Source organism: Mesorhizobium sp. RSR565B, assembly GCF_054719465.1.
The window spans coordinates 4233539-4256657 of record NZ_JBTTIE010000001.1 but is presented as its reverse complement, the minus strand read 5'-3'; the positions used below and the strand labels follow the sequence as shown (position 1 = coordinate 4256657).

Below are 23119 nucleotides of genomic sequence, written 5' to 3'. Positions count from 1 at the left end.
GAGATCATTCCGTGCAAGCGGCGTCGCTTATCGCCGGTGGCTCCCACGAGGCCGGATCTGCCTTGAACTCGACGGCACGAGACTTGGGTCGCTGCCGACGGCCCCCTTGGGACAAGGCGTGCCCTCCTGCAATAGTGTGCACCATGCCGACCACTGCCTGCGGGGCGCTCTGATGAACCATATGGCCGGCGCCCGGAACCACCTCAAGGAGAGACCCACCGACTTCCGCGTGCAAGCGTCGTGCATCGCGTTGCGCGTCGAACAACCGGTCCCCGGATCCCGCCATGATGCCGGTGGGCACGGCAATGTCCTTATAGTTGGCCTTTCCCAACAAGGACGCGGCCAGCATCGATGCTGTCTCCAGAGAAACCGCCCGCAATTGGGAAGGGCGGCTGGCGACATCTTTGGCGAGTGCGGCGAAGTCGCCGGCGACGACGGCGGGTTTAAAGATCTTCTCCATTGCCCAATGCCAAGCAAGCCTTACAAGCGGCGGCAGCAAGGTGTGACGAAACGCGGTGCCGATCACAGGCAATGCAGGGAGTGCGGCCAGTGCAAGATCCAGCCGCGGTGGCGGATAGTAGTAGCCCGAGACCAGCACGATGCCGGCGACCGACGGAGAATGCCTGCGCGCCAATTCGAGGGCGATCCAAGCTCCCCAGGAATGTCCAAGCACGAGGTATTTCTCTATACCCAGCCCGCAGGCGGCGGCATGTATAAGGTCGGCTTGGTCGCGAGCGGACCAACGCCGGCCGCGCGGCCGTGAGCTTCGCCCAAAACCGGGACGATCAAATGCAAGCACCCGATAGGTCTTTGCCGCCTCATCGAAGATGCCGCTCGACTTGAAATCCTCCGCCATGGATCCATTGCCATGCAGGAGAAGCAGCGGCATGCCGGTTCCGGCTTCGATAAAATGCAGGCGCACACCATCGATCTCCATCACACGTCCGCATGCCCGGCCGGCAATCGCACGTTTGGCGCGGATGGCGTTGTATGCCGCCAGCGCCGCCAACGAGGCCGCGAGCAACCCGGTCGCGAGTTTCGGTCCATCTCTGTCGAACGCCATGCCCGTGCCTGTTGGAAACTATCTGCCGACCCCAACTCTCGGGGCGAAAGCTTGTTCCGCCAGACAAGACAACGCTGTACAACCGGCTCAAGCGGCTAAAGTAGGCCTTCTCCATGGAGTTGGGACCGTTAAGCCTGGGCAGCACTGCTGCCTCCCATTTTCCAATCACCCTGCCAACGTGCGCGCACGGCAATGATCAGCATGGCCGCTTCCGTCATCCCGGTCTGGAAAAGTCTGACCAGCTCTCTCGCGATGGATTCTGCCGCGGTAGTGTCCGACGAAATCTCAAATTCCTGACACAGCGCGTCGAAAACCGACCGAAGCGTTTTCAGGTCGTCTGGATAGAGAGCGTCCGTATTCGTAAGAATGGGTCGGTCAAGCATCAAACGTCTCCAAACGAGTGAAGTGCGGTTCGGGCACCCAGCCAGCGGTAGCTCGTCAAGTGCCCGCTGGTTTCCCCTTTATCCGCCACAGCGCGCCAAGCTGTCATTAACCTATGACCGGTGCGGCGTGTTCGGCTGACCGGCCCGCCAAAGAAACTGCCGTCCTGCGGGGAACTCTTGGCCGCAGACTGCATTTAAGTCCGGGCAAAACGGGGGCGAAATGGGGGCCACTTCAAGCAATCCGCGATCTGAACTGCAGCGCTTCGAGCTTTTGGCAGCGCTGGGCGACCGTATTCGCGAGATTACGGATCCCGCAGAACTGGCCTACGCAGCCGCGGAACTGCTGGGGAACCATTTTGGCATCAGCCGAGCCGGATACGGCACGATCGATCTAGAGAAAGAAACGATCACCATTGACAGGGACTGGAACGCGCCAGGCATCAAAAGCCTGGCTGGGACGCTGAATTTCAGGAACTACGGCTCGTATATCGAGGATTTGAAGCGAGGCGAAACCGTTGTCTTTGAAAACGCCGAGACAGATCCGCGAACCAGCGGCCATGCGGAGGCACTCAAAGCCATCAGCGCCCAATCCGTCATCAACATGCCCGTTACCGAGCACGGCGGGCTGGTGGCGCTGTTATACCTGAACCACTCCGCGCCCAGACGCTGGGCGACGGAGGAAATAGCCCTCATTTCGGCAGTGGCGGACCGGACGCGTACGGCGATAGAACGCCTTCGCGCCGAACTGGCCCTCCGTGAGAACGCCGAACGCCTTGCTTTTCTCGACCGCCTCGGCAGGGAGATAGCCCTCGCGGCCGACGCCGATGCTGTCATGCAGATCACCACTCGGCTCCTCGGCGAACATCTTGGCGTCTCGATTTGCGCCTATGCCGACATGGAGCAGGACCAAGACCATTTCACCATCCGCGGCGATTGGAGCGCACCTGGCTCGCCCAGCATCAGGGGATATTACAGTCTTGCCGATTTCGGTCGCCTGGCTGTCACCAACCTCAGCGCCAACAAGCCGCTTATCATCAACAACAACCTTGAGGAAATTGCTCCCGAGGAAGCGAAGACCTTTCAGGATATCGGGATAACGGCAACCATCTGTATGCCTTTGGTCAAACAAGGCCGACTGACTGCCCTGATGGCCATCCACGACAAGCAGCGCCGCGTCTGGTCGCAACGCGAACTGTCCTTGCTGACCGAGGTGACGGAGCGGTCCTGGGCTCACATCGAGCGCGTGCGCTCGGAACAGGCGGCACGGGCGAGCGAGGAGCGGCTGAGGCTTGCCACCGACGCGGCCGCTATTGGCACCTGGGATTACGATCCCATCAGCGGAGTGCTGCGTTGGGACGACCGGTGCAAAGCCCTTTTTGGTTTGCCGCCGGACGCGGAGGTGACATATGAAAGCGCCTTCCTGGCGGGCCTCCACCCGGAAGATCGCGCACGGGCCGACGAGGCCGTACGCCAGTCGCTCGCGCCGGGCACCCCCTCCCGCTACGACATCGAATACCGGACGATCGGCCTTCGGGATGGCAAGGAGCGCTGGATTGCCGCAACGGGGGAAGCGCTTTTCCAGTCCGGCCGTGCGATCCGCTTCATCGGCACCGTGGTCGACGTCACCGCGCGAAAGCGGGTGGAGCATCAGCTTCAGTTGATGAACGCCACTGCGGCAGCCGTGGCGGCCGAGCTTGACGTGGAGCGAATTGTCCAGACGGTAACCGATGCCGGCGTGGTGCTGTCGGGCGCACAATTCGGAGCTTTCTTCTACAATGTGATCGACGACAAGGGCGACAGCTATGTGCTCTACGCCCTTTCGGGGGCACCTCGTTCTGCTTTCGAAAACTTTCCCATGCCGCGCAACACCGCGGTGTTCGAGCCCACTTTCCGCGGAACAAGCGTGGTGCGTTCCGACGATATCCTCACCGATCCGCGTTACGGCAAGAACTGGCCCCGCAAGGGCATGCCGGAGGGCCATCTGCCGGTGCGTTCCTATCTCGCCGTGCCGGTCGTCTCGCGTTCGGGCGAGGTGCTGGGTGGCCTCTTCCTTGGCCATCCAGAAATCGGCGTCTTCGCCGAACAGCAAGAGGCGGCCTTGCTGGGGCTTGCGGGCCATGCCGCGACGGCAATCGACAACTCCCGACTGTTCAAGGCGCTGCAGACACTCAACGGCACGCTCGAACAGCGTGTCAAAGATGAAGTAGCGGAACGCGCCAGAGCAGAAGAGCACCTGCGCCAAGCCCAGAAGATGGAAGCTGTCGGACAGCTCACCGGTGGCATCGCGCACGACTTCAACAATATGCTGGCCGTCATCATCGGCGGCCTGAACCTTGTGCAGCGCAAGCTCAGAAACGGCGATACCAACGTCCACCAATTCGTAACCGGCGCGATCGATGGAGCACAACGTGCCGCAGAACTTACCAGGCGACTGCTCGCCTTTTCCCGCCAGCAACCACTGGCGCCGAAGCGGCTGAATCCAAATCGCCTCGTCTCCGGCATGAGCGAATTGCTGAACCGGACGCTTGGCGAAACCATCCAGATCGAGACCGTGCTCGCCGCGGGGCTATGGCATGTCGAGGCCGACGCAGGGCAATTGGAAAGCGCGCTGCTCAACCTCTGCGTCAACGCAAGGGATGCCATGCCTGCTGGCGGCAAGCTGACGATCGAGACATCAAACGCCCACGTCGACGATCGCTATGCCAGGGAGAACGCGATCCCCTCCGGCCAGTATGTGATGATAGCGGTCACCGATACAGGAACGGGCATGACTGCTGATGTTGTCGCAAGAGCCTTCGATCCGTTCTTCACCACCAAGGGGGTCGGCAAAGGCACCGGGCTGGGACTCAGCCAAGTCTATGGGTTTGTTCGCCAGTCCGGCGGCAGTGTGAAGATCTATTCCGAGCAGGGCATCGGAACCACCTTGAAAATATATTTGCCGCGCTCGCACCATGGCGTGCTCGACAGCCAAATCGACGTCGTGGCAGGCGAGCACCCCGGCTGTGCAGACGAGATCATCATGGTTGTCGAGGATGAAGATCGCGTCCGGCTGATGGCCGCGGAAGCGCTGCGGGAACTGGGCTACTCCGTGCTGGAAATGCAAGGTCCACGCGAAGCGCTGGTGGCCGTCGAAAGCGGGCAAGTGCCGTCGCTTCTGTTCACCGACGTGGTGATGCCGGAGATGTCGGGCCGGGAGCTGGTGGATCAGGTCAAGACAATGCACCCGTCGCTAAAAGTGCTCTACACCACCGGCTACACACGAAATGCGATTGTCCACAACGGCACGCTCGATTTCGGAACCGAACTTTTGACCAAGCCCTACACGATCGACGAATTGGCAGAGAAAGTCCGGAAGGTGCTGGATCGAAAGTGAACGGGCAACAGCCCGCGACGCTCGCCGTGTGACCGAACCCGGCGTTTGCCGCGTAAGGTGTGCGGCGAAACGGGCCGAAGGTGTCGACACCGACATCGTATTAATATGGCCCGGCTTCACTTTTCCGAGCCAGTATCCCTCCAGATTTTGTCTACCTCTTGCCCATCCGCGGCCTTGCTCATTGCCGTGATGGCGCAGCACGATCGAAATCTCGTTGCCGCCGGTCACCGGTCGGAGAATAAATGCCGCCTCTGGCTCCCTGCGATGCTCAACACTGAAGCTGCCGTAAAAATGCTCGCTGGCCGATGGCCGGATGGAACAATCAACTTGCCGGGATGTTCGGATGATCTAACCGGAGAGATGTCCATGTTCATGCACAACAAGCGCTTGCAATACACCGTTCGCGTCTCGGAGCCGAATCCTCGCCTGGCCTGCATGATCATGGAACAGTTCGGCGGCGCCGATGGCGAGCTTGCAGCGGCCATGCGCTATTTCACGCAAGGGCTTGGCGAGGACGATCTTGGCCGTCGCGACATGTTGCTCGATATTGCGACCGAAGAACTCAGCCATCTCGAAGTGGTGGGATCAATCGTCACCATGCTCAACAAGGGGCTCAAGGCACAGCTGGCCGAGGGCCAAATGAAGGAAGCGGACCTTTACCTGATGATCGGCGCCAGCGGCACAACAGCCAAGGAATCAATTCTGTTCGGCGGCGCTCCCGCGCTGTGCGACTCAGCCGGCGTTCCCTGGACCGCGGCCTATGTCGACTCGCGCGGTGAACCTACGGTGGATTTGCGGTCGAATATCGCCGCCGAAGCCCGCGCCAAGATCGTTTACGAACGCCTCATCAACATCACCGACGACCCGGGAATCAAGGACGCGCTCGGCTTCCTGATGACCCGCGAGATCGCGCACCAGAAGTCGTTCGAGAAAGCACTCTACGCGATCGAAAACAATTTCCCTTCCGGCAAGCTCCCAGGCGTAGAGAAGTACGCCAGCATGTATGTCAACACCTCTCAAGGCGACGGCGATGTCGCTGGCCCATGGAATTCCGGCGAAGAGTGGGATCGGATCGATGACCTTGAAGAGGTGATGCCCGTCGACGGCGGAGACGGCCTGGCAACTGTCAAGCTGGGGGCCAAAGACATGAAGGTGGTGGCCAGGATGGCCGACCGTACGCTTTCCGATCCGGCTTCCGATCCGACAACAGGCGCTGATCTAGGAGCAGGCCCGGGAGCTGGCCGTACCAAGAACGCCGATTTCGGCGGCGCGGCAAGCATTCAGGAGGCCCCGGCCGTGGCAGAGGCTGCTGTCAAACGCGCACGTAGGCGTTAGTACAGAGCCGACGCGGGCATCTATGTTCCGCGATGCGGCCGGAAGCTAACACCGACGAAGGCAGGGCGCCCGACCAGCAACGGACTGGCCGGAGCGCTCGCATCGACATCTGTGCTGAATGTGGGTGAAGCAACCATGGCCACCGCCGCACCACGATCAGATTCGGAGCGTGCGGGCCAGCCGGACAAGGTCCGTCCCGACGGTTGCGAGAACCGGTGCATCGTGACAATCGGAGCATCGGCCGGCGGCGTTGACGCGCTGAAGAGACTTGTCCGCGATCTTTCGCCGGACATCCCGGCGGCTCTCCTCGTCGTACAGCACGTTGGTCCCACGAGCTACCTCGGCGACATTCTCGGTCGCGCTGCCAACATGCCCGTTGCAAATGCCTCCAACGGCATGAAGGTTAAAAACGGGCACATCTTCGTTGCACCGCCGGGAGCTCACCTTCTGTTACACGACGATCATATGCTGCTGCGGCGCGGGCCGCGCGAGAACCTGGCGCGCCCCGCCATCGACCCCCTGTTTCGATCGGCGGCCTGCAGCTTTGGCGGCAGCGTGATCGGCGTCGTGCTCACAGGCAGTCTCTCCGACGGCACCGCCGGCCTGCACGCAATCAAGATGTGCGGAGGCGTCAGCGTAGTCCAGGACCCCGGCGACGCCGCAGTACCCGACATGCCGCTGAGCGCCTTGCAGAATGTGGAAATCGACCATTGCGTCCCTCTGTCCGAAATGGCTGGCCTGTTGCACAGGCTTGCTTCCGAAATCGCAGGACCGACACCAGAAATCCCGTCCGGCATCCGCCTTGAGGCAGCGATTGCAGCTCAGGAGCACAGCACAATGGAACTGACCGAAGGCCAGCTTGGCGCCCCCTCGACATTTGTCTGCCCCGAATGTCATGGCCCCCTATGGGAGATAGAAGACGGGCCGATTACCCGTTACCGCTGCCACACCGGACATGCGTTCGGGGCAGACGTTTTGATGCAGGCCCAGGCTGACGATGCGGAACAGGCTCTTTGGAGCCTTTTAAGAGCGCACCAGCAGCGGGCTGAGTTGGCGAAACGTACGGCAAAACGCGAAGCCGCGCGGGAAAGACACAGCCTGGCCAGCCAAATGGCTGCGCGGGCCGCGGAGTACGAAACCGACGCGAAACTTATTGAAGAGATCATCCATCGTCGAACGCCGTGACAAGGCAACAGGGTTTGTCAGGGCGGGTGCGTCTGCGCCATCCCGATCGCATTTTCCTGGATCAGCCGCGTTGCCTCACCGCTTGGCCTGTGGCCACGGGTATCCAGGTCCCATGCTTTGATTGAACACCTGCACCCAAATCCAACTGCATGAATTTTATGCAAAGCAGGAACATAGAAGCATTACGCGAGTTAGGCACTGACGCACTGGACGTATCCTCGCATTCTGCGGTCTGCCGGGGTGGTCCTTGTTATGTAAACGAATGCCAGGACAATGTATCGCTCGCAGCTTTTCGTACCTCTTTTTGGCCTGCTGTTGCTGATGGGTGGCCTGTTCCACGGGCACGAGGCCATGGCGCAGGAACCCTGTCCGGCCGACCACGACAAGCTGCTTGCAGCCCTCAAAGCCAACGTGAAGGCAAGCGGCGGACCAGCCAATGGCGGCTTTGAAACCAACGAATGGGCAGCCATCGTTGCCCGTGACGGCACTGTCTGCGCGATTGCGTTCAGCGGCCCCACCCCCGACTCGCAATGGCCGGGAAGTCGGCTCATAGCAGCGGAGAAAGCCAACACGGCCAACGGTCTCAGCCTGGCTCAGATGGCCCTCTCTACGGCCAATCTCTATGCGGGGGTGCAGCCGGGCGGGCCGCTATTTGGCCTGCAGGAGACCAATCCCGTCAACCAGGCCGCGGCCTATACGGGCGATCCCAAAACGTTCGGAAGCGCCGGCGACCCGCTCGTCGGCAAGCCGATCGGAGGCGTCGTGGTGTTTGGCGGCGGGCTTGCCCTCTACGACGGCAAGAGCATTGTCGGCGGCCTCGGCGTTTCAGGCGACTCCTCATGCGCCGATCACAATGTCGCCTGGCGTATCCGCGCGGCGCTCGGCTTCGACAAGGTCCCGGCAGGCGTCAATCCAAATCGCAAGGATGCCATTGTCTACGATCTGGACCCCGGCGGCAAAAGCGCTTCGGGCTGGGGCCATCCGCTTTGTGCCGGAACGGAGGCCGACATCGCGGCCGAACTCGGCGCCGGCGTGGGAGGCTCGATCAATAAATGAAAGCTATGCCCCAGTTGGCATTGACGCGCCTTGACGTAGAACGCCATACCCGCAAATTGGCTGCCGGGAATTCCTTTGGCGCTATCCTTCTGGTGACGCTGCTCGCCTGCCTGCCGCTTTTGGGCGCTGCGTCCGAGCCACCTAAAACACCAGCGATCGTACCACCAGCCGCAGCCTCGCCACCCGATGACGGCCAATGGACGATGCCGGCCAAGAACTACGCGTCGACGCGCTTCAGCGAACTCTCCGAGATCAACGAAGGCAACGTCAAGAACCTGCAGGTCGCGTTCACGTTCTCGACAGGCGTGAACAAGGGCCAGGAAGCAGCGCCGCTGGTCGTCGGCAACACCATGTATATCGTGACGCCCTTTCCCAACTTCCTCTATGCGCTCGATCTCTCCAAGCCCGGCGCCCCGATGAAGTGGAAGTACGAACCCAATCCCGAGCCGGCGGCACAGGGAGTGGCCTGCTGCGACGTCGTCAACCGCGGGGTGGCATTCGCCGACGGGCGCATCTTTTTCAATACGCTGGACGGCCACACGATTGCCCTTGATGCGAACACGGGCAAGCCGATCTGGAACACTCATGTCGGCAACATCAACATCGGCGAGACCATCACCATGGCGCCGCTTGTGGTGAAGGGCAAAGTGCTGGTCGGCAATTCCGGCGGCGAGATGGGCGTTCGCGGCTGGGTAAAGGCGCTCGACGCCGGCGACGGTCATGTCGTCTGGATCGCCTATAGCACCGGGCCGGACAAGGACGTGCTGATCGGACCGGACTTCAAGCCGCACTACGACATGGACAAAGGCAAGGATCTTGGCGTCACGACGTGGCCGCCGGAAGCCTGGAAGATCGGCGGCGGCAACATGTGGGGCTGGATTTCCTATGATCCCGATCTGAACCTGATCTTCCACGGCACCGGCAATCCCGGACCATGGAATCCGGATTTGCGGCCGGGCGACAACAAGTGGACGTCTGGCATTTTCGCGCGCGATCCAGACACCGGCGCGGCGAAATGGTTCTATCAGTGGAGCCCGCACGACCTCCACGACTATGACGGCATCAACGAGCAGATCCTGCTCGACATGACCTGGCAGGGCAAGCCGCGCAAGGTGCTGATCCGGCCGGAGCGCAACGGCTATCTCTACATCCTCGACCGGACCACCGGCGAGGTGCTGTCGGCAAAACCCTTTGGTCCGGTCAACTCCAGCAAAGGTGTGGATCTGAAAACCGGCCGGCTGATCGTAAACCCGGACAAGAAGACCGGCACCGGCAAGGTCGTTCGCGATATCTGTCCGACGGCGTCTGGCCTCAAGGACTGGCAGCCTTCCGCGTTCTCGCCGAAGACCGGCCTGCTCTACATCCCGCACAACAATCTGTGCATGGATGAAGAAGGCGTCGAGGTGAACTACATCGCCGGCACGCCCTATGTGGGCATGAACGTCCGCATGATACCAGGGCCTGGCGGTAATCGCGGCGCCTTCACCGCCTGGGACATCGCCGCGGAGAAACCCGCCTGGAGCCTCAAGGAGAATTTCCCGGTGTGGAGCGGCGCGGTAGTGACCGCCGGCGACGTTGTGTTCTATGGCACGATGGAAGGCTGGTTCAAGGCGGTTAGCGCCAAGACCGGAGACCTGCTTTGGCAGTTCAAGACCTCGTCCGGGATCATCGGCCAGCCCATCACCTATCGCGGTCCCGACGGGCACCAATATGTCGCCATCCTCTCAGGCGTCGGCGGCTGGGCCGGCGCCATTGTATCGGGCGATCTTGACCCGCGTGACGCCACCGCCGCGCTCGGTTTCGTCAATGCCATGAAGGATCTGAAGAACGCGACAACCTCGGGAGGCACGCTTTATGTGTTCCGGCTGCCTTGATGGATTGTACTTGACCGTAGGTCCGGCGCGAAAGGCGTGTCAACGGCTGGTGATCGGCATGGCCGCCATCGCCTTCGTGTTCTTGACGGCCACAGCCGACGCACGTGAGCTGAGGGTCTGCGCCGATCCGAACAACATGCCGTTCTCCAACGCGGCCGGTCGGGGCTTCGAGAACAGGATCGCCGAAATCGTTGCGTCCGATCTCGGCGCGAAGCTGACCTATACCTGGTGGGCGCAGCGCCGCGGCTTCATCCGAAACACGCTGAAGGCCGGTCTATGCGATCTCGTGCCGGGCACGCCGAGCAACCTCGAAATGCTGCGCACCACCACGCCCTACTACCGATCGTCTTATGTCTTCGTCACCCGCAGGGACGGCCCCGACGTAGCATCGTTCAATGATCCGCGGCTGCGCGACATGCGGATCGGTGTTCAGCTCATCGGCGACGATGGCGCCAATTCGCCTCCGGTCCAGGCGCTTGGCCGCCGCGGTATCGTCGGGCACCTCGTCGGCTATCCGGTCTATGGCGATTATTCCGCCCCCAACCCGCCGGCGCGCATCGTCGAAGCGGTGGCGAGTGGCGAGATCGACCTTGCCGTGGTCTGGGGCCCCCTCGCCGGCTACTTCGCCGCCAGGCAGAAGGTGCCGCTCCGCATCACGCCGGTTGCGCCCCGCATCGACGGACCGCAACTGCCGATGATCTACGACATCTCGATGGGCGTCCGCCGCGAAGACGATGCGCTGCGCGGCGATGTCAATGGCGCCCTGTCCAGGCACAAGGGCGAGATAGACGCCTTGCTGTCACAATATGGCGTGCCCCGCCTCGATCCACCGGGGAGCCCGGTGCGATGAGAGCCGCGGCGGCCATGCTCCTGTTTCCAATCCTTGCGCTCGCTGCTTGCCAGCGCGAGGAACGTGACACGCGCCCGCAATCGGCGCTCGGATCGGGCGAGCAGCCGACGCCTGTGACCACGCTGGAGCCCGGCGGACAGCGCCCCCCCGCCAGCGACAACAAGGCGGCGAGCTTCGAGGCCAACGCCTTCCACATGAGCGAAGGGAAACGGCTTTTCGGCTGGTTCAACTGTTCGGGATGCCACGCCAATGGCGGCGGCGGCATGGGGCCGGCCCTGATGGACCAGAAGTGGCTCTATGGCAGCTCGATCGAAAGCATCCATGCCACGATCCGCGACGGTCGGCCAAACGGCATGCCGAGCTTCCGCGACAAGATTCCCGACGACCAGATCTGGGAGCTTGCGGCTTTCGTGCGCTCGCTGAGCGGCAACGCGCCGTCTTCCGCCGCGCCGCAACGCAATGACGACATGATGGCGCATCCGTCGGAAAACCGCATGCCCGACGCGGCCACGCTGGGGAAGTCGCCGTGAAACGTCTCGTCTCGATGGCGTTCGCCACCGCCGGCGCTCTGTTGCTCCAGGGATGCGCGGGCTGGCAATCCGCCCTCGACCCGAAAGGTCCGGCGGCGAGCGAACTGGCATGGCTGATCTGGTTCTTCACCGCGCTCTGCGCCGTGGTGTGGGTGCTGGTGATGATCGCCCTCGTCGTGCCCTTGATGATGCGGTCGCGCGCGCAGGCGGAGCCGCTCGCGATCAAGGCCGGCGCCGACGACCGGAAGCTGCGCGCGGTGATGACCGCCGTCGGGTTGACCGCCATTGTCCTGATCGGACTGACCTTGCTGAGCTTCTTCGCCAACAGGACGCTCGCCGCGATCGGCTCGGATGCCGCACTGACCATTCGGGTCACCGGCCATCAATGGTGGTGGGAGGTGCGTTATGAGGATGCCACGCCAAGCCGCATCCTGACCACGGCGAACGAGATCCATATCCCAGCCGGGGAGCCGGTGCGGCTTCTTCTGACCTCGACCGACGTCATCCATTCCTTCTGGATCCCGAGCCTTTCGGGCAAGCTCGACCTCATTCCCGGCCACATGAACGTGCTCGACCTCAAGGCAGACAAGCCTGGTGTTTACCGAGGTCAATGCGCCGAGTTCTGCGGGGCGCAGCACGCAAACATGGGCACCTTCATCATCGCCGAGCCGCGTGCGAAGTTCGACGCCTGGTGGAACGACCAGTTGGAGCCGGCAGCTACTCCGACGGGGGACGAGGCCAAGGCCGGCCAGGATCTGTTTCTGAAGCGCCCTTGCGTGATGTGTCACAGAATAGGCGGCACGCCTGCCGGAGGAACGGTCGCCCCCGACCTCACCCATATAGCCAGCCGGCAGACGCTTGCCGCCGGGACATTGACCATGAGCCGCGGCAATCTCGCCGCCTGGATAGCCGACCCACAGGGCATCAAGCCCGGATCCCACATGCCGGTGGTGGAGCTCAGCGGCGACGAGCTCAACGCCATGGTCGCCTATCTCGAGGCGCTTAAATGAGCAGCGCGGACCTCACAAGCGAACGCGACCTGCCGCGCGAAACGCCCGCCACAGGCGACGTCGCACCCGAGCATGACGGACCGCGCGACACCGGCATGGACGATGCCAACCTGGATCGCTGGCTGGCGCGGACATGGCGCACGCCTCCCGGCATCATCGGCGCGCTGTCGAGCGTCGACCACAAGGTCGTCGCACGGCGCTATCTGATCACCGCCTTCGTGTTTCTGTGCCTGGGCGGGCTCAACGCTGTCGCCATGCGCATCCAGCTCTCAGGGCCGCAGCGCGGTCTGATCGACCCGAACCTCTACAACCAGCTGTTCACGATGCATGGCGTAACCATGATGTTCCTGTTCGCCGTGCCCATCGTGCAGGCGACAGGCATCTATCTCGTGCCGCTGATGGTCGGCAGCCGCAACATCGCCTTTCCCCGCCTGAACGCGTTCAGCTACTGGATCTATGTTTCGGGCGGCATATTCGCCTGGGTGTCTTTCGCGCTCAACATGGCGCCCGACGTCGGCTGGTTTGCTTATGTGCCGCTGTCAGGCCCCGAATTCGCGCCGGGCAAGCGGGCCGACGTCTGGGCCCAGATGATCACTTACACAGAAGTTTCCTCACTGGCCGTCGCGGTGGCAACCATCGTCACCGTCTTCAAGCAGCGAGCCCCCGGCATGTTGCTGGACAGGATTCCGCTCTACGTCTGGGCAATGCTGGTTACCTCCTTCGTCGTCGTCTTCGCCATGCCCGCGGTGATGATCACCTCGACCTTCCTGATCCTCGACCGGCTGGTCGGCACACATATCTTCAACCCGGCCGAGGGCGGCGACGCACTGCTCTTCCAGCATCTGTTCTGGTTCTTTGGCCATCCCGAGGTCTACATCATCTTCCTGCCGGCGACGGGCATGGTCTCCGCGATCATCCCGGTCTTCGCCCGGCGTCCCGTGTTCGGGCATCTCGGGCTGGTCTTGTCGCTGATCGCCGTCGGCTTCCTTTCGTTCGGCCTCTGGGTCCATCACATGTTCGCGACGGGACTACCCAAGCTCGGCGCCAGCTTCTTCACCGCGTCGAGCATGCTGATCGCCATCCCCAATGGCGTTCAGATCTTCTGCTGGCTGGCGACCTTGTGGGACGGCAGGCCGGTGATCCGCACGCCGCTGCTGTTCGTGTTCGGCTTCTTTTTCATCTTCGTCATCGGCGGCCTCACCGGCGTCATGCTCGCTTCGGTGCCGCTGGACCTCCAGGTGCACGACACCTATTTCGTCGTCGCCCATTTCCATTACGTGCTGATCGGCGGTTCGGTCTTCCCGCTGCTGGGCGCCGCCTATTTCTGGTTCCCCAAGATCAGCGGCCGCATGATGAGCGAGCGTCTCGGGCGCTGGCATTTCTGGCTGGCTTTCATCGGCTTCAACGCGGCTTTTTTCCCAATGCATCTCGTCGGGCTCTGGGGCATGCCACGCAGGGTCTACACCTATCCGGCCGAGCTTGGCTGGGGCAACATCAACCTGTTCATCAGCGCCGGCGCGGTGCTCTTTTTCCTCAGCTTCGTACTGTTCACGTTCAATCTTGTACACGGCGCGTTGAAGGGCGCACTGGCCGGAAACAATCCCTGGGATGCCGGTACGCTCGAATGGGCGACGTCTTCGCCGCCGCCAAGCTATAATTTCGCGCGGATTCCGATTGTCACACATGTCGAGCCGCTCTGGGCCGAACGCGAGGCGCTGCCTGTGGCGACCGGACTCCGCGTCGATGTCCGTGAGCTGTTGATCTCAACCGTGGCGGAAGCCCACCCCGACATTCGCGAGAAATCGGCGACACCGTCGATCTGGCCGCTGCTGGCGGCAATCGCCGTCGGCGGTACGTTTGTGTATTCGATCTTCACGCCCTGGGCGATCGTCTGGGGCGCCGCGCCGATTGCCATCACCTTGATCGGCTGGTTCTGGCCCAAGGACGATCCGGAGGACGAGGAATGAACCAGCGTCCCAACTTGGATCTTTCCGCCCTCCCGACCTTTGGACATGGCCCCCGGAGTCCGACCTGGTGGGGAACGCTCGGCTTCATGGCACTGGAGGGGATGGGCTTTGCGTTGGCCGCCGGCGCTTATCTCTATCTCGCGACCTTGTGGCCCAATTGGCGTCTAAGCGCCCCGGAACCCAACCATTGGCCCGGAACGATCGTCACCATCCTGTTTATCATCAGCGTGGTGCCGAACCACATGCTCCACAGCTACGCCAAGCAATGCGCGATCGTGCCGGTGCGGATCGGGCTGGTGGTGATGTCGCTGCTCGGTCTGGCCCCGCTTGTCGTGCGCTGGTTCGAATTCCCGGCGCTGAACATCTACTGGGACACGAACGCCTATGGCTCGATGCTCTGGGTGCTGCTCGGGCTCCACACCACACACCTGATCACCGATGTCGGCGACACCATCGTTTTGACGGTGCTGATGTTCACACGCCATGGCTATAGCGGCCGGCGCTTCGGCGATGTCGGCGACAATGTCTTCTATTGGGATTTCGTGGTGCTGACCTGGATCCCGATCTATCTGCTCATCTACTGGATGCCGAGGCTAGGCTGATGCGTGCGTTGAAAATGGGAACGTCCTGGGGTGGTCTTCTGTCGGGGCCGATGGCTTGGGCAATCTCGACGCAGCTGAACTACGCACTCGTACCATGGCAGTGCAACCGCCAGGTGCCGGTGGTACTTCCCGTGGCACTGGTGCTCGCCGTGCTTTCGCTGCTCGGCGGTGCCTTGTCATGGCGGGCGAAGCGGCAGGGCGGCGCCGCCTTCAAGCCTGAGCGCACGCGCAGCACCGAGCAGTTCGTCGCCGATCTCGGCATGCTTGCGGCATTGCTGTTTGCCCTCGTCATCATCATGCAAGGCAGCGCGGCTCTCATTCTCGACGAGTGCCTGCGATGAGCTTCGACGCGTTCTTCTCGACCTCGATCTGCTACGGCGCCGGCGCGCCCGAGGCCGGATGGACGCTCGCATTTCCCATCACGTTTCCGCTGGCCGCGATTGCCTTCCTTTATGCCATCGGAGCGACTCGGTTGTGGCGCCGCAGCAGCCGAGGCCGTCCCGAGCGGATGCGGCAGGCGTTGTTGTTCGCCGCCGGTTGGGGCGTGCTGACGGCAGCACTGGTCAGCCCCATCCACGCGCTCGGCGAGCGGGTGTTTGCCGCCCATATGATCGAGCATGAACTGCTGATGGCGGTAGCGGCGCCTCTCCTTGTCGCCGCGTGCCCAGGCGCAGTCCTGCTCTGGTCCTTGCCGGCCTCACTTCGCCGCGGAACGGGCAAGCTCACGCGCGCAAAGACGCTGCAATCGGTTTGGGCCCTGGTCATCCGCCCCCTCAACGCGACGATCATTCACGGCGTCGCCATCTGGATCTGGCACATTCCGGCGTTGTTCCAGGCAGCGCTCCAGCAGGGCTTTCTCCATTATGCCCAGCATGCGAGCTTCCTCGGCACAGCCTTGCTGTTCTGGTGGGCGCTCCTACCGCGCCCTGGTCGACAGCAAACCTATGGCAACTCCGTCATGCATCTTTTCTTCACCTCGCTTCATACCGGCCTGCTCGGTGTCCTGCTGCTGATGTCGCCCAAACTCTGGTATCCGGAGAATGGCGCCGGCGCGGCATTGTGGGGAATGACCGCGATCGAGGACCAGCAGCTCGCCGGATTGGTAATGTGGGTTCCGGCAGGCTTGATCTATGGCGGCGCCGCCCTGCTGCTCGCCGGCCTCTGGATAAGCAGCAGCGCAACCAGGGAGGCAACACATGCGCTCCGACCTGGGTAGGCTGATCGGGGGCGCCCTTGCCGCAATCCTGCTGCTGGCTGCGGCTGTCGCAGCGGCGACTTTGTGGTCCGACAGGCGCGAGCGCGTCCGGCACGAGTCGGATGCGGCGACCGGCGGCGTAGGCGCCCGCGCCATTCCAATCATGACGGCGAATGGCTGCTCCGGCTGCCATACGATACCCGGCGTGCCGGGTGCGCAAGGCCAGGTCGGACCCCGCCTGGATGGTGGCCTTGCCGACAGGGTCTTTATCGGTGGCCTGCTGGCAAACAATCCGGAGAACATGATCCGCTGGATACGCTCGGCGAGGGAAGTCAATCCGCACACGGCCATGCCGTCGACGAGGATCACCGAGCAACAGGCGCGGGACATCGCCGCTTATCTCTATGCTTTGAGGTAAATCAGCCCTCGCCGCCGCGCCGGGACCACAAGCCGCGGCCGGGATCGTAGCCGATGACCGCCGCGAGGAAGAAGGCGATGAGGCAGCCAAGGACCACAATCGCCGCGACAGGATCGAACCGCAGATAGAGCGCGAAGCGTATCAGCTCGACCGCCGAGCTGAACGGGTTCCAGGCGGCGATTGTTGCCAGCACCGGTCCCGCCTCGGCAAGCCGCCACAGCGGATAGAGCGCCGTCGAGGCAAAGAACACCGGAAAGATGACGAAATTCATGACACCGGCAAAGTTCTCCATCTGTGTCGAAACCGAGGAGACAAGCAGTCCGAACGCGCCAAGCATGAGGCCCGCCAGCACGAGCGCCGGAAATACCGCGACGTAGCCGAGAACGGGCGGCCGCACATCCCAGAAACGCGCGATCAACAGAAACAAGTAGACCAGCGGCACGCCAACGATCACGCTGGCCAGCAGGCGCGCCGCAAGCAGGTACCAGCGCGGCAATGGTGCGGTCAGCAACAGGCGCATGCTGCCCATCTCGCGATCGTAGACCATGGCCAGCGAACTCGCCATGGCATGGAAGAGCAGCATCATGGCCGCTAGCCCAGGCACCACATATACGTCATAGAGAACATAGGTCTGGTAGGGTGGCGTTATCGACAGACCGAGAACGGAGCGGAAGCCAGCGGCAAAGATTGCCAGCCAGACCAGCGGCCGTACCATCGCCGAGAGCAGCCGGCCGCGTTGCCGCAACGTGCGCAGCATCTCCCTGCGCAGGATGCCGTTGAGCGCGCGCACCGCGTGAGACGTTTTCATTCGGACTCCGTCAGCGACGCGAAGGCCTCGCCCGTGCTCGCTACACCGAGATCGGTAGCCAGGCGATCGGCGCGGCCGGCCCACCGCATTGTGCCTCGATGCAGCACCACCACATCGTCATCCGCCGTTAATTCCTCCAGAAAATGTGTTGCCCACAGAACGGCAATGCCGCGCTGGCGGCAAAGCTCCCGCACGTGCCGCTCGAGCGCGCGGCGGCCCGGCACGTCGAGCCCGGTGGTCGGCTCATCCAGCAGCAAAAGGCGTGGGCTATGCATCAGAGCACGTGCGATCTCGACACGGCGACGCTGCCCCCCGGAAAGCGCTCGGGCAGGATCGTCGATCCTGTCCAGCACGTCCAGCCGGCCGAGTTCGTGGATGGAGCGCTCCTTGCTCAAGGCCTGGCTAAGCCCATGCAAGGCCGCGTGGTAACGCAGGTTCTCGCCGGCCGTCAGATCGAGGTCGAGGGTCGGCAACTGGAAGACGACGCCCATCTGCGCCAACGCGGCGGACGGGTTGACATCCATCGCCTGGTCGAAGACATGCACCGAGCCGGAGCGGGCGTGATAAAGACCGGTGATCAGCGAGAACAACGTCGTCTTGCCGGCGCCGTTGCGGCCTAGCAAGATGCACATCCTGCCTTGGGCCACAGAGAAAGAGACGCCGTCGAGAACCCGCCGGTTTCCGAAACTATGGCCCAGATTCTCGACCGACAAGGCGTTCATGGCCCGATCACGACGCCCCACGGCCCCCGCCCTACCGGCAGCGATTTCACCACCTCCTGGTTTTCCAGATCGATAAACGAAATATCGCCGGAATTCCCGTTTGCGCTGACCAGGCGCTTCTCGTCGCCGGAGAGCGCAACGTGCCAGGGTCGTTGACCAACAAGGTAGAGCTGACGGACCGCCAGCGTTTTCACATCGACTTCCGCAATCCTGTTGGCGGGGCCGAGCGCCACATAGACGGTCGTGCCATCGCGAGACGTCGCCATGCCGACCGCCTGCACACCCTCGCGTCGTATACCCGGCACCTCGAACTCGACTTTGCCGGTCTGTGCGCGCGTTGCCGTGTCGAAGACGGTGACAGTGCCCCGGATCTCCGAGGACACCCAGAATTGCTTCCCGTCCGGCGAGAATAAAGCCGCGCGCGGCCGGGTATCGACCAGCAGATTGTCGACGAGTTCAAGCGTGCCTGCGTCGATCAGATGCACCATGCTGGTGGTCTCCGAAGTGCAGGCGACATAGCGGCCGTCGGCGCTGGCCGCCATTCCTTCCGGTTCGACGCCGACATCCACGGTGCCGATGACCTTGGCCGCGGCGATGTCCACCACCGACACGAGATTGTCATTCTCGTTGGCGACGAACAGCCGCTTGCCATCGGGATGGACTGCGAAGAATTCCGGATCGGCTCCCGAAGGCAATTCCCCGACGACCCGCCGCTTCGCGACGTCGACCACGTCGACGCGGTTGTCGTCGCCTTCCGCGACGAACAGCATCTTGTTGTCGATCGACAGTGCCAGCCCGCGCGGACGGCGGCCGACATCGATCGTCGCCAGCAAAGTCATTGTCACGCCGTCGACGACCGCAACCGTATTATCCTGCTCATTGGAAACATAGATGGTCTCGGCGGCGGCGGGAGCAGCAAGAGCGAACGCCGCCAACAACAGCGTCATCAGAACTTGCATGTGCTCTCCTCCAGGTCGATGCCCAGCGTGTCGAGCGGCGTGCGCTGATGCAGGAAGCCCGGTTGCGGTGAGCTGGAAATCAAGAGGCGAGGCCCGGCGATCAAAATGGGCTGGCGCATCTGTCCGTCCCAGGGACGGAAACTAAGCCCCTGCCCCTTGAAGCCAGCGAGAAGAAACGCGTCGCCGCGTATATATCTGCCGATTGCCGCGGGATCGAGACTGTGCAGGCGCGTCGCCGCTTCGCCGATACTGCGCACAGCGAGCCAGGCCGCGTAGTCGCTGGGCAACATCCAGCGCCCTGCCTGCCTGTGGAAACGGTCCTGCAGTTGCGTGGCGCCCCATTCCTCGCTGACAGCGCTCCAGCCTGTGGCGACCAGCCCTTGCGTGCCGGCGACGATTCTCGGCAGCGCAGTGCGGCCCTCCAGATAGGCGCCGAATTCATCCGCCTCGTCGGCGACCACGAGCACATCATAGTCGCTGACCTGCGTGACCGCCGGTATTTCGGTCTGCAGCGTGACATGCCCTGTATCGGCACGTCCGTTGGCGGGCCTGAATGTCCACGGCTGGTCGATCGTGATCTCGGCTCCGAAGCGAGCCGCCGCCCGTCGAAAGGCCGCAGCCATCGCCTGATCCTGCGAATGCGGCCCCACAAGCAGGAACCAACGCTGCCAGTGCTTCCAGGCGAGATATTGCGCCAGCCCGTCGGCGAGCATGGCGCGGCTCGGGATCGTGTGCAGCACGTTCCGACGGCAGTCCTGCTGGCGAAGCACGTCGTCCGGCGCCCGGCTGTTGAGCAACGTCATCTGCTCGGCACCGGGCGCGGCACTGGCCTGTAGAAGCTGACTGGCGTCGAGATCGGCGACGACAAAGGCGATGCCGGCATCGGCGAATTGTCTTACCGCGTCGTCCGGCGTTTCGGTTGGTTTCAATATCCTTTCCTCCAGCCGAAATTTCTGCCCAAGAAACCGGCCGGTGCTTTCGTCGTCGGCAATGCCGAGCCGTGCGCCTTGCAGGCCGTCGTCGGTGACGGTTTCATCAAGGGGTCCAAGGGGCAGAGCCGGTTTGCGCTCCTGGCCGATATACCCGATCACCATCGTCTGTTGCTCGGTGGCGCCAGGGCCGGTGATCAGCAAAAGAAAGAGAAGGCCCAGCAACAGTCTCATTGTGTCGCCCCCAGCCCAAAGCGCGACGATCCCGCTTCATGGCCACCAGAGATTGCGACATCGCGCACGATGCGCGCCGGCGATCCCTCCAGAACAATAACCCGATCACCCAGCGACGAGGCATAGGCGAGATCATGCGTAACCAGCAGCGTGGTAGTCCGCCGACTGGCGAAACAATCCTGCAGCAGGCGGCGCATGGCTTGCGCGGTCGCCTCGTCGAGTGAAGCGAATGGCTCGTCGAGGAGCAGGAGCGCAGGCTCCACGGCGAGCGCCCGGGCAAGCGCTACGCGCCGCGCCATGCCGCCCGAGAGTCGCTGCGGATAGCTCTTCTCATTGCCTTTCAGGCCGACAGCGGCAAGCCACCGGGCCGCATCGGGCGCGCGATCCGGGATGGCCATCTCTACATTGCGCAAGGCGGTGAGCCAGGGCAGCAGCCTCGGTGTCTGGAACAGCATGCCTATCGGAAGCGGTCGTCCGCTCACGCTGCCGCGAAATTCGCGGTCGACGCCCGAAACGATCGACAGCAGCGTCGACTTGCCGACACCGGAAGGGCCGGTCAGGACGCAGACCTGTCCGTCGGCTATATCAAGCGACAGCGCGCGAAAGATCGTCCGGCGCTGTCCGTCGTCACCGGGGAAAGTCTTGTCCTCGATCCTGATCCTCAGCATCAGCGTCGCCAGGCGAACAGACGACGTTCCAACGGCACAAGCAGTCCATACTCTATGGCAAGCATCACAACGCCGAAGCTGATCGCATAGGCAAGGATGTGGGTGACGTCGAAGTTCTGAAAATAGACCTGTAGCTGGAACCCGACGCCGTTGGAGCGGCCGAGCAGTTCGGCGAGCAACACGATCTTCCACGTTAGTGCCAGCCCGCTGCGCAGGGTGACGAGAAAGAACGGCGCCAATTGCGGCAGCACGACATGCTGCAGCTTTGCAGCACGCCCGAAGCGATAGAGCTCAGCCATTTCGGCAAAGTCCTTGTCCAGCCGGCTGGCGCCTTCACGAATAGTCACCACGACGTTGGGGATCTTGTTGAGCGCGACCGCAAGGACAAGCGCGGTCTCGGCAAGACCAAGCCAGATATAAATTAGAATGACCGTGATCAGCGCCGGCATGTTGAGGAGTAACACGATCCAAGGCCTCATCCATATGTCGGCTCTGTGCGAGCGGCCTGCCGCGTAGCCAAGGGCCGCGCCAATGACGATTGCCGACCCGAGGCTTGCCACGACGCGCGCAAGCGAGATGCCCAAATGGTATGGCAGCTCGCCCCGAACCGCTTCGTGCAGGAGAACCGAAACAACCTGGACCGGACCAGGAAACAGGCGATCGGCGGCGATCGATGATGCAATCTGCCAGACGAGCACCATGGTCAGCAATGCCGCAGTGGATTGCGAACGCTGCATTGTGATGGGGAACGCTGGGACATCGGTCATTGGCGCGAGCTCAAGCCGGTATGGCCCGGAAGACACCAGGATCGAGGCTCGTCGCCTTGCCGACCAGATCTTCGCCGCCCAATTCGGCCAGGATTGCAAACAACCGGGCCGCGCCATCACGTTCGGCTTTGCCGAACCGACGAGGGATTCCGGCTCGATAGGCGGCGCGTAACGCCGCCTGTAGGTGAGGATCGTCCGTGCCCAATTGGGGCGCGAGCACCCGCCATTCGTCGTCCGAAGACTCGAGCAGCGACTTCGCTGCCGCGGTCGCGCTCGTGAATCGCGCGAGGGCTATCGGGTTGGCCCGCGCCCAGCTTTCATGGAAGACGTAGCCGAGCATCGGCAAGTCCACGGATACGCCAAGCCCCTGCAGGATTTGCGCGACACTGAGCAGAGGCCTTGCCCCCTCTGACTCGAGACGGGCGGCGAAATTCCAGAACGTCAGCAGTGCATCCAGTCGCCCCGCCAGAAATTCCTGCTCCAACAAAGGCGGCGCGCCGAACACTGGCTCCACCTCTTCAGCAAGATCGCGCTTCACCTGACGGAGGCCGAGCGCGCGCAACAGGATCCAGCTTTTGTCCAGCGGACCACCTGCGATCCCCAGCCTTTTGCCCTTGAGGTCCGCAAGAGTTCGAATGGGCGAGCCTTGCGGCAGTTCCAGCGCGCCGACGGCACGAGAATAGGGATAGAAGACCAGATCAGCGCCTTCGCTGCGCTGGCGCATGACCCACACCCAGTCCGAAACGATGACGTCGACGCTGCCCGCCAGCAATGCGGTCTTACCGGCTTCGGTACCGGCAAGCCGCTGAGCCTCGATTGATACGCCGTGCACAGTGTCCAACGCATGTCGCCTCATGACGTCAACTTCCCAGGCGGCGGTGCCAAATCCCAGCACGCCAAATCGCACGAGCGGCGATGGCTGTGGCGCGGCTTCTGCGGAAGCACCCAATAGCCAGCAACAAATACCCGCAACAGCGGCCCGCCGCGAGATGTGACCCTGATCATGCCGGGTCAGCCATTCGCCTGGAAGGGTAGCAGTCAGCACGGGCGCACCGGGTGTGAAGGAACTTTCCTAACGCCGTGGCGGCAGGAATGTTCCTCAATGGTGCATGGAACTAACGGGAAAGCACCTAAGGTCCGTTTTTCAGCTCGTATAGCAGCCCGGGGGGCTTGTTCAGGCGAACAGAAGAA

At 62.7% G+C, this 23119-nt stretch carries 22 protein-coding genes; 13 read left to right on the top strand and 9 right to left on the bottom strand.

Annotation, left to right across the window (positions count from 1 at the left end):
* Positions 1-4: 4 nt before the first annotated feature.
* Both ACYG9R_RS20450 and ACYG9R_RS20445 read right to left on the bottom strand, forming a co-directional pair.
* Positions 5-1063 carry an alpha/beta fold hydrolase gene (locus ACYG9R_RS20450; protein ID WP_023714653.1) on the bottom strand — a complete coding sequence of 353 codons (1059 nt, stop codon included), beginning with the start codon at positions 1061-1063 and terminating at the stop codon, positions 5-7.
* A gap of 128 nt (positions 1064-1191) precedes the next feature.
* The gene (locus tag ACYG9R_RS20445) at positions 1192-1446 is read right to left on the bottom strand and encodes a hypothetical protein (RefSeq protein WP_023714654.1); all 255 of its coding nucleotides are present in this window, start codon (positions 1444-1446) and stop codon (positions 1192-1194) included.
* Positions 1447-1666: 220 nt separating this feature from the next.
* Between ACYG9R_RS20445 and ACYG9R_RS20440 the strand changes: the two genes are divergently transcribed.
* The 13 genes from ACYG9R_RS20440 to ACYG9R_RS20380 all read left to right on the top strand — a co-directional run bounded on the left by ACYG9R_RS20440 (position 1667) and on the right by ACYG9R_RS20380 (position 16841).
* Positions 1667-4819 carry a GAF domain-containing protein gene (locus tag ACYG9R_RS20440; RefSeq protein ID WP_023714655.1) on the top strand — a complete coding sequence of 1051 codons (3153 nt, stop codon included), beginning with the start codon at positions 1667-1669 and terminating at the stop codon, positions 4817-4819.
* Between the two features lie 366 nt (positions 4820-5185).
* Complete coding sequence (locus ACYG9R_RS20435; RefSeq protein WP_023681124.1) at positions 5186-6154, top strand: manganese catalase family protein; 969 nt, start codon at positions 5186-5188, stop codon at positions 6152-6154.
* A 135-nt stretch (positions 6155-6289) separates the two neighbouring features.
* A complete protein-coding gene (locus tag ACYG9R_RS20430) occupies positions 6290-7339 on the top strand; it encodes a chemotaxis protein CheB (protein ID WP_023824789.1) in 1050 nt (349 codons plus the stop codon).
* Positions 7340-7612: 273 nt separating this feature from the next.
* A complete protein-coding gene (locus ACYG9R_RS20425) occupies positions 7613-8395 on the top strand; it encodes a heme-binding protein (RefSeq protein WP_023712209.1) in 783 nt (260 codons plus the stop codon).
* Positions 8392-10269 (top strand): methanol/ethanol family PQQ-dependent dehydrogenase, encoded by a 1878-nt coding sequence (locus ACYG9R_RS20420; RefSeq protein ID WP_023824788.1) that lies wholly within the window; start codon positions 8392-8394, stop codon positions 10267-10269. Before ACYG9R_RS20425 ends, ACYG9R_RS20420 begins: the two co-directional genes overlap by 4 nt.
* 58 nt (positions 10270-10327) lie before the next feature.
* Complete coding sequence (locus ACYG9R_RS20415; protein ID WP_245260108.1) at positions 10328-11119, top strand: substrate-binding domain-containing protein; 792 nt, start codon at positions 10328-10330, stop codon at positions 11117-11119.
* Positions 11116-11649 (top strand): c-type cytochrome, encoded by a 534-nt coding sequence (locus tag ACYG9R_RS20410; protein WP_023824786.1) that lies wholly within the window; start codon positions 11116-11118, stop codon positions 11647-11649. The genes ACYG9R_RS20415 and ACYG9R_RS20410 overlap by 4 nt, the downstream gene beginning before the upstream one ends.
* Positions 11646-12659, top strand: coding sequence for a cytochrome c oxidase subunit II (gene coxB / locus ACYG9R_RS20405; protein WP_023824785.1), 1014 nt, complete (start codon positions 11646-11648; stop codon positions 12657-12659). Before ACYG9R_RS20410 ends, coxB begins: the two co-directional genes overlap by 4 nt.
* On the top strand, positions 12656-14626 hold the full coding sequence (ctaD, locus tag ACYG9R_RS20400; protein WP_023824784.1) for a cytochrome c oxidase subunit I: 1971 nt from the start codon (positions 12656-12658) through the stop codon (positions 14624-14626). The genes coxB and ctaD overlap by 4 nt, the downstream gene beginning before the upstream one ends.
* On the top strand, positions 14623-15228 hold the full coding sequence (locus ACYG9R_RS20395) for a cytochrome c oxidase subunit 3 (RefSeq protein ID WP_023824783.1): 606 nt from the start codon (positions 14623-14625) through the stop codon (positions 15226-15228). The genes ctaD and ACYG9R_RS20395 overlap by 4 nt, the downstream gene beginning before the upstream one ends.
* Positions 15228-15569: a hypothetical protein gene (locus ACYG9R_RS20390; protein ID WP_023681115.1), complete on the top strand. Its 342-nt coding sequence runs from the start codon at positions 15228-15230 to the stop codon at positions 15567-15569. Before ACYG9R_RS20395 ends, ACYG9R_RS20390 begins: the two co-directional genes overlap by 1 nt.
* The gene (locus tag ACYG9R_RS20385) at positions 15566-16444 is read left to right on the top strand and encodes a cytochrome c oxidase assembly protein (protein WP_023681114.1); all 879 of its coding nucleotides are present in this window, start codon (positions 15566-15568) and stop codon (positions 16442-16444) included. Before ACYG9R_RS20390 ends, ACYG9R_RS20385 begins: the two co-directional genes overlap by 4 nt.
* Positions 16425-16841, top strand: coding sequence for a c-type cytochrome (locus ACYG9R_RS20380; RefSeq protein ID WP_023681113.1), 417 nt, complete (start codon positions 16425-16427; stop codon positions 16839-16841). Before ACYG9R_RS20385 ends, ACYG9R_RS20380 begins: the two co-directional genes overlap by 20 nt.
* 1 nt (position 16842) lies before the next feature.
* Here ACYG9R_RS20380 and ACYG9R_RS20375 read toward each other — a convergent pair whose 3' ends face one another.
* The 7 genes from ACYG9R_RS20375 to ACYG9R_RS20345 all read right to left on the bottom strand — a co-directional run bounded on the left by ACYG9R_RS20375 (position 16843) and on the right by ACYG9R_RS20345 (position 22760).
* Positions 16843-17649: an ABC transporter permease gene (locus tag ACYG9R_RS20375; RefSeq protein WP_023681112.1), complete on the bottom strand. Its 807-nt coding sequence runs from the start codon at positions 17647-17649 to the stop codon at positions 16843-16845.
* A complete protein-coding gene (locus ACYG9R_RS20370) occupies positions 17646-18371 on the bottom strand; it encodes an ATP-binding cassette domain-containing protein (RefSeq protein ID WP_023824782.1) in 726 nt (241 codons plus the stop codon). Before ACYG9R_RS20370 ends, ACYG9R_RS20375 begins: the two co-directional genes overlap by 4 nt.
* Positions 18368-19330 carry a PQQ-dependent catabolism-associated beta-propeller protein gene (locus ACYG9R_RS20365; RefSeq protein WP_023824781.1) on the bottom strand — a complete coding sequence of 321 codons (963 nt, stop codon included), beginning with the start codon at positions 19328-19330 and terminating at the stop codon, positions 18368-18370. The genes ACYG9R_RS20370 and ACYG9R_RS20365 overlap by 4 nt, the downstream gene beginning before the upstream one ends.
* Positions 19318-20493: a type 1 periplasmic-binding domain-containing protein gene (locus tag ACYG9R_RS20360; RefSeq protein WP_023824780.1), complete on the bottom strand. Its 1176-nt coding sequence runs from the start codon at positions 20491-20493 to the stop codon at positions 19318-19320. The genes ACYG9R_RS20365 and ACYG9R_RS20360 overlap by 13 nt, the downstream gene beginning before the upstream one ends.
* Complete coding sequence (locus ACYG9R_RS20355) at positions 20490-21161, bottom strand: ABC transporter ATP-binding protein (protein WP_023668000.1); 672 nt, start codon at positions 21159-21161, stop codon at positions 20490-20492. Before ACYG9R_RS20355 ends, ACYG9R_RS20360 begins: the two co-directional genes overlap by 4 nt.
* Positions 21161-21862: an ABC transporter permease gene (locus ACYG9R_RS20350; RefSeq protein ID WP_245259917.1), complete on the bottom strand. Its 702-nt coding sequence runs from the start codon at positions 21860-21862 to the stop codon at positions 21161-21163. The genes ACYG9R_RS20355 and ACYG9R_RS20350 overlap by 1 nt, the downstream gene beginning before the upstream one ends.
* A gap of 76 nt (positions 21863-21938) precedes the next feature.
* The gene (locus ACYG9R_RS20345) at positions 21939-22760 is read right to left on the bottom strand and encodes an ABC transporter substrate-binding protein (RefSeq protein WP_460221878.1); all 822 of its coding nucleotides are present in this window, start codon (positions 22758-22760) and stop codon (positions 21939-21941) included.
* Between the last annotated feature and the right edge of the window lie 359 nt (positions 22761-23119).

Excerpts from the sequence above, each read along its gene's own strand:
- ACYG9R_RS20450 (WP_023714653.1), bottom strand. The coding sequence starts at position 1,063 with ATGGCGTTCGACAGAGATGGACCGAAACTCGCGACCGGGTTGCTCGCG.
- ACYG9R_RS20445 (WP_023714654.1), bottom strand. The coding sequence starts at position 1,446 with ATGCTTGACCGACCCATTCTTACGAATACGGACGCTCTCTATCCAGAC.
- ACYG9R_RS20440 (WP_023714655.1), top strand. The coding sequence starts at position 1,667 with ATGGGGGCCACTTCAAGCAATCCGCGATCTGAACTGCAGCGCTTCGAG.
- ACYG9R_RS20435 (WP_023681124.1), top strand. The coding sequence starts at position 5,186 with ATGTTCATGCACAACAAGCGCTTGCAATACACCGTTCGCGTCTCGGAG.
- ACYG9R_RS20430 (WP_023824789.1), top strand. The coding sequence starts at position 6,290 with ATGGCCACCGCCGCACCACGATCAGATTCGGAGCGTGCGGGCCAGCCG.
- ACYG9R_RS20425 (WP_023712209.1), top strand. The coding sequence starts at position 7,613 with ATGTATCGCTCGCAGCTTTTCGTACCTCTTTTTGGCCTGCTGTTGCTG.
- ACYG9R_RS20420 (WP_023824788.1), top strand. The coding sequence starts at position 8,392 with ATGAAAGCTATGCCCCAGTTGGCATTGACGCGCCTTGACGTAGAACGC.
- ACYG9R_RS20415 (WP_245260108.1), top strand. The coding sequence starts at position 10,328 with ATGGCCGCCATCGCCTTCGTGTTCTTGACGGCCACAGCCGACGCACGT.
- ACYG9R_RS20410 (WP_023824786.1), top strand. The coding sequence starts at position 11,116 with ATGAGAGCCGCGGCGGCCATGCTCCTGTTTCCAATCCTTGCGCTCGCT.
- ctaD (WP_023824784.1), top strand. The coding sequence starts at position 12,656 with ATGAGCAGCGCGGACCTCACAAGCGAACGCGACCTGCCGCGCGAAACG.
- ACYG9R_RS20395 (WP_023824783.1), top strand. The coding sequence starts at position 14,623 with ATGAACCAGCGTCCCAACTTGGATCTTTCCGCCCTCCCGACCTTTGGA.
- ACYG9R_RS20390 (WP_023681115.1), top strand. The coding sequence starts at position 15,228 with ATGCGTGCGTTGAAAATGGGAACGTCCTGGGGTGGTCTTCTGTCGGGG.
- ACYG9R_RS20385 (WP_023681114.1), top strand. The coding sequence starts at position 15,566 with ATGAGCTTCGACGCGTTCTTCTCGACCTCGATCTGCTACGGCGCCGGC.
- ACYG9R_RS20380 (WP_023681113.1), top strand. The coding sequence starts at position 16,425 with ATGCGCTCCGACCTGGGTAGGCTGATCGGGGGCGCCCTTGCCGCAATC.
- ACYG9R_RS20375 (WP_023681112.1), bottom strand. The coding sequence starts at position 17,649 with ATGAAAACGTCTCACGCGGTGCGCGCGCTCAACGGCATCCTGCGCAGG.
- ACYG9R_RS20370 (WP_023824782.1), bottom strand. The coding sequence starts at position 18,371 with ATGAACGCCTTGTCGGTCGAGAATCTGGGCCATAGTTTCGGAAACCGG.
- ACYG9R_RS20365 (WP_023824781.1), bottom strand. The coding sequence starts at position 19,330 with ATGCAAGTTCTGATGACGCTGTTGTTGGCGGCGTTCGCTCTTGCTGCT.
- ACYG9R_RS20360 (WP_023824780.1), bottom strand. The coding sequence starts at position 20,493 with ATGAGACTGTTGCTGGGCCTTCTCTTTCTTTTGCTGATCACCGGCCCT.
- ACYG9R_RS20355 (WP_023668000.1), bottom strand. The coding sequence starts at position 21,161 with ATGCTGAGGATCAGGATCGAGGACAAGACTTTCCCCGGTGACGACGGA.
- ACYG9R_RS20350 (WP_245259917.1), bottom strand. The coding sequence starts at position 21,862 with ATGGTGCTCGTCTGGCAGATTGCATCATCGATCGCCGCCGATCGCCTG.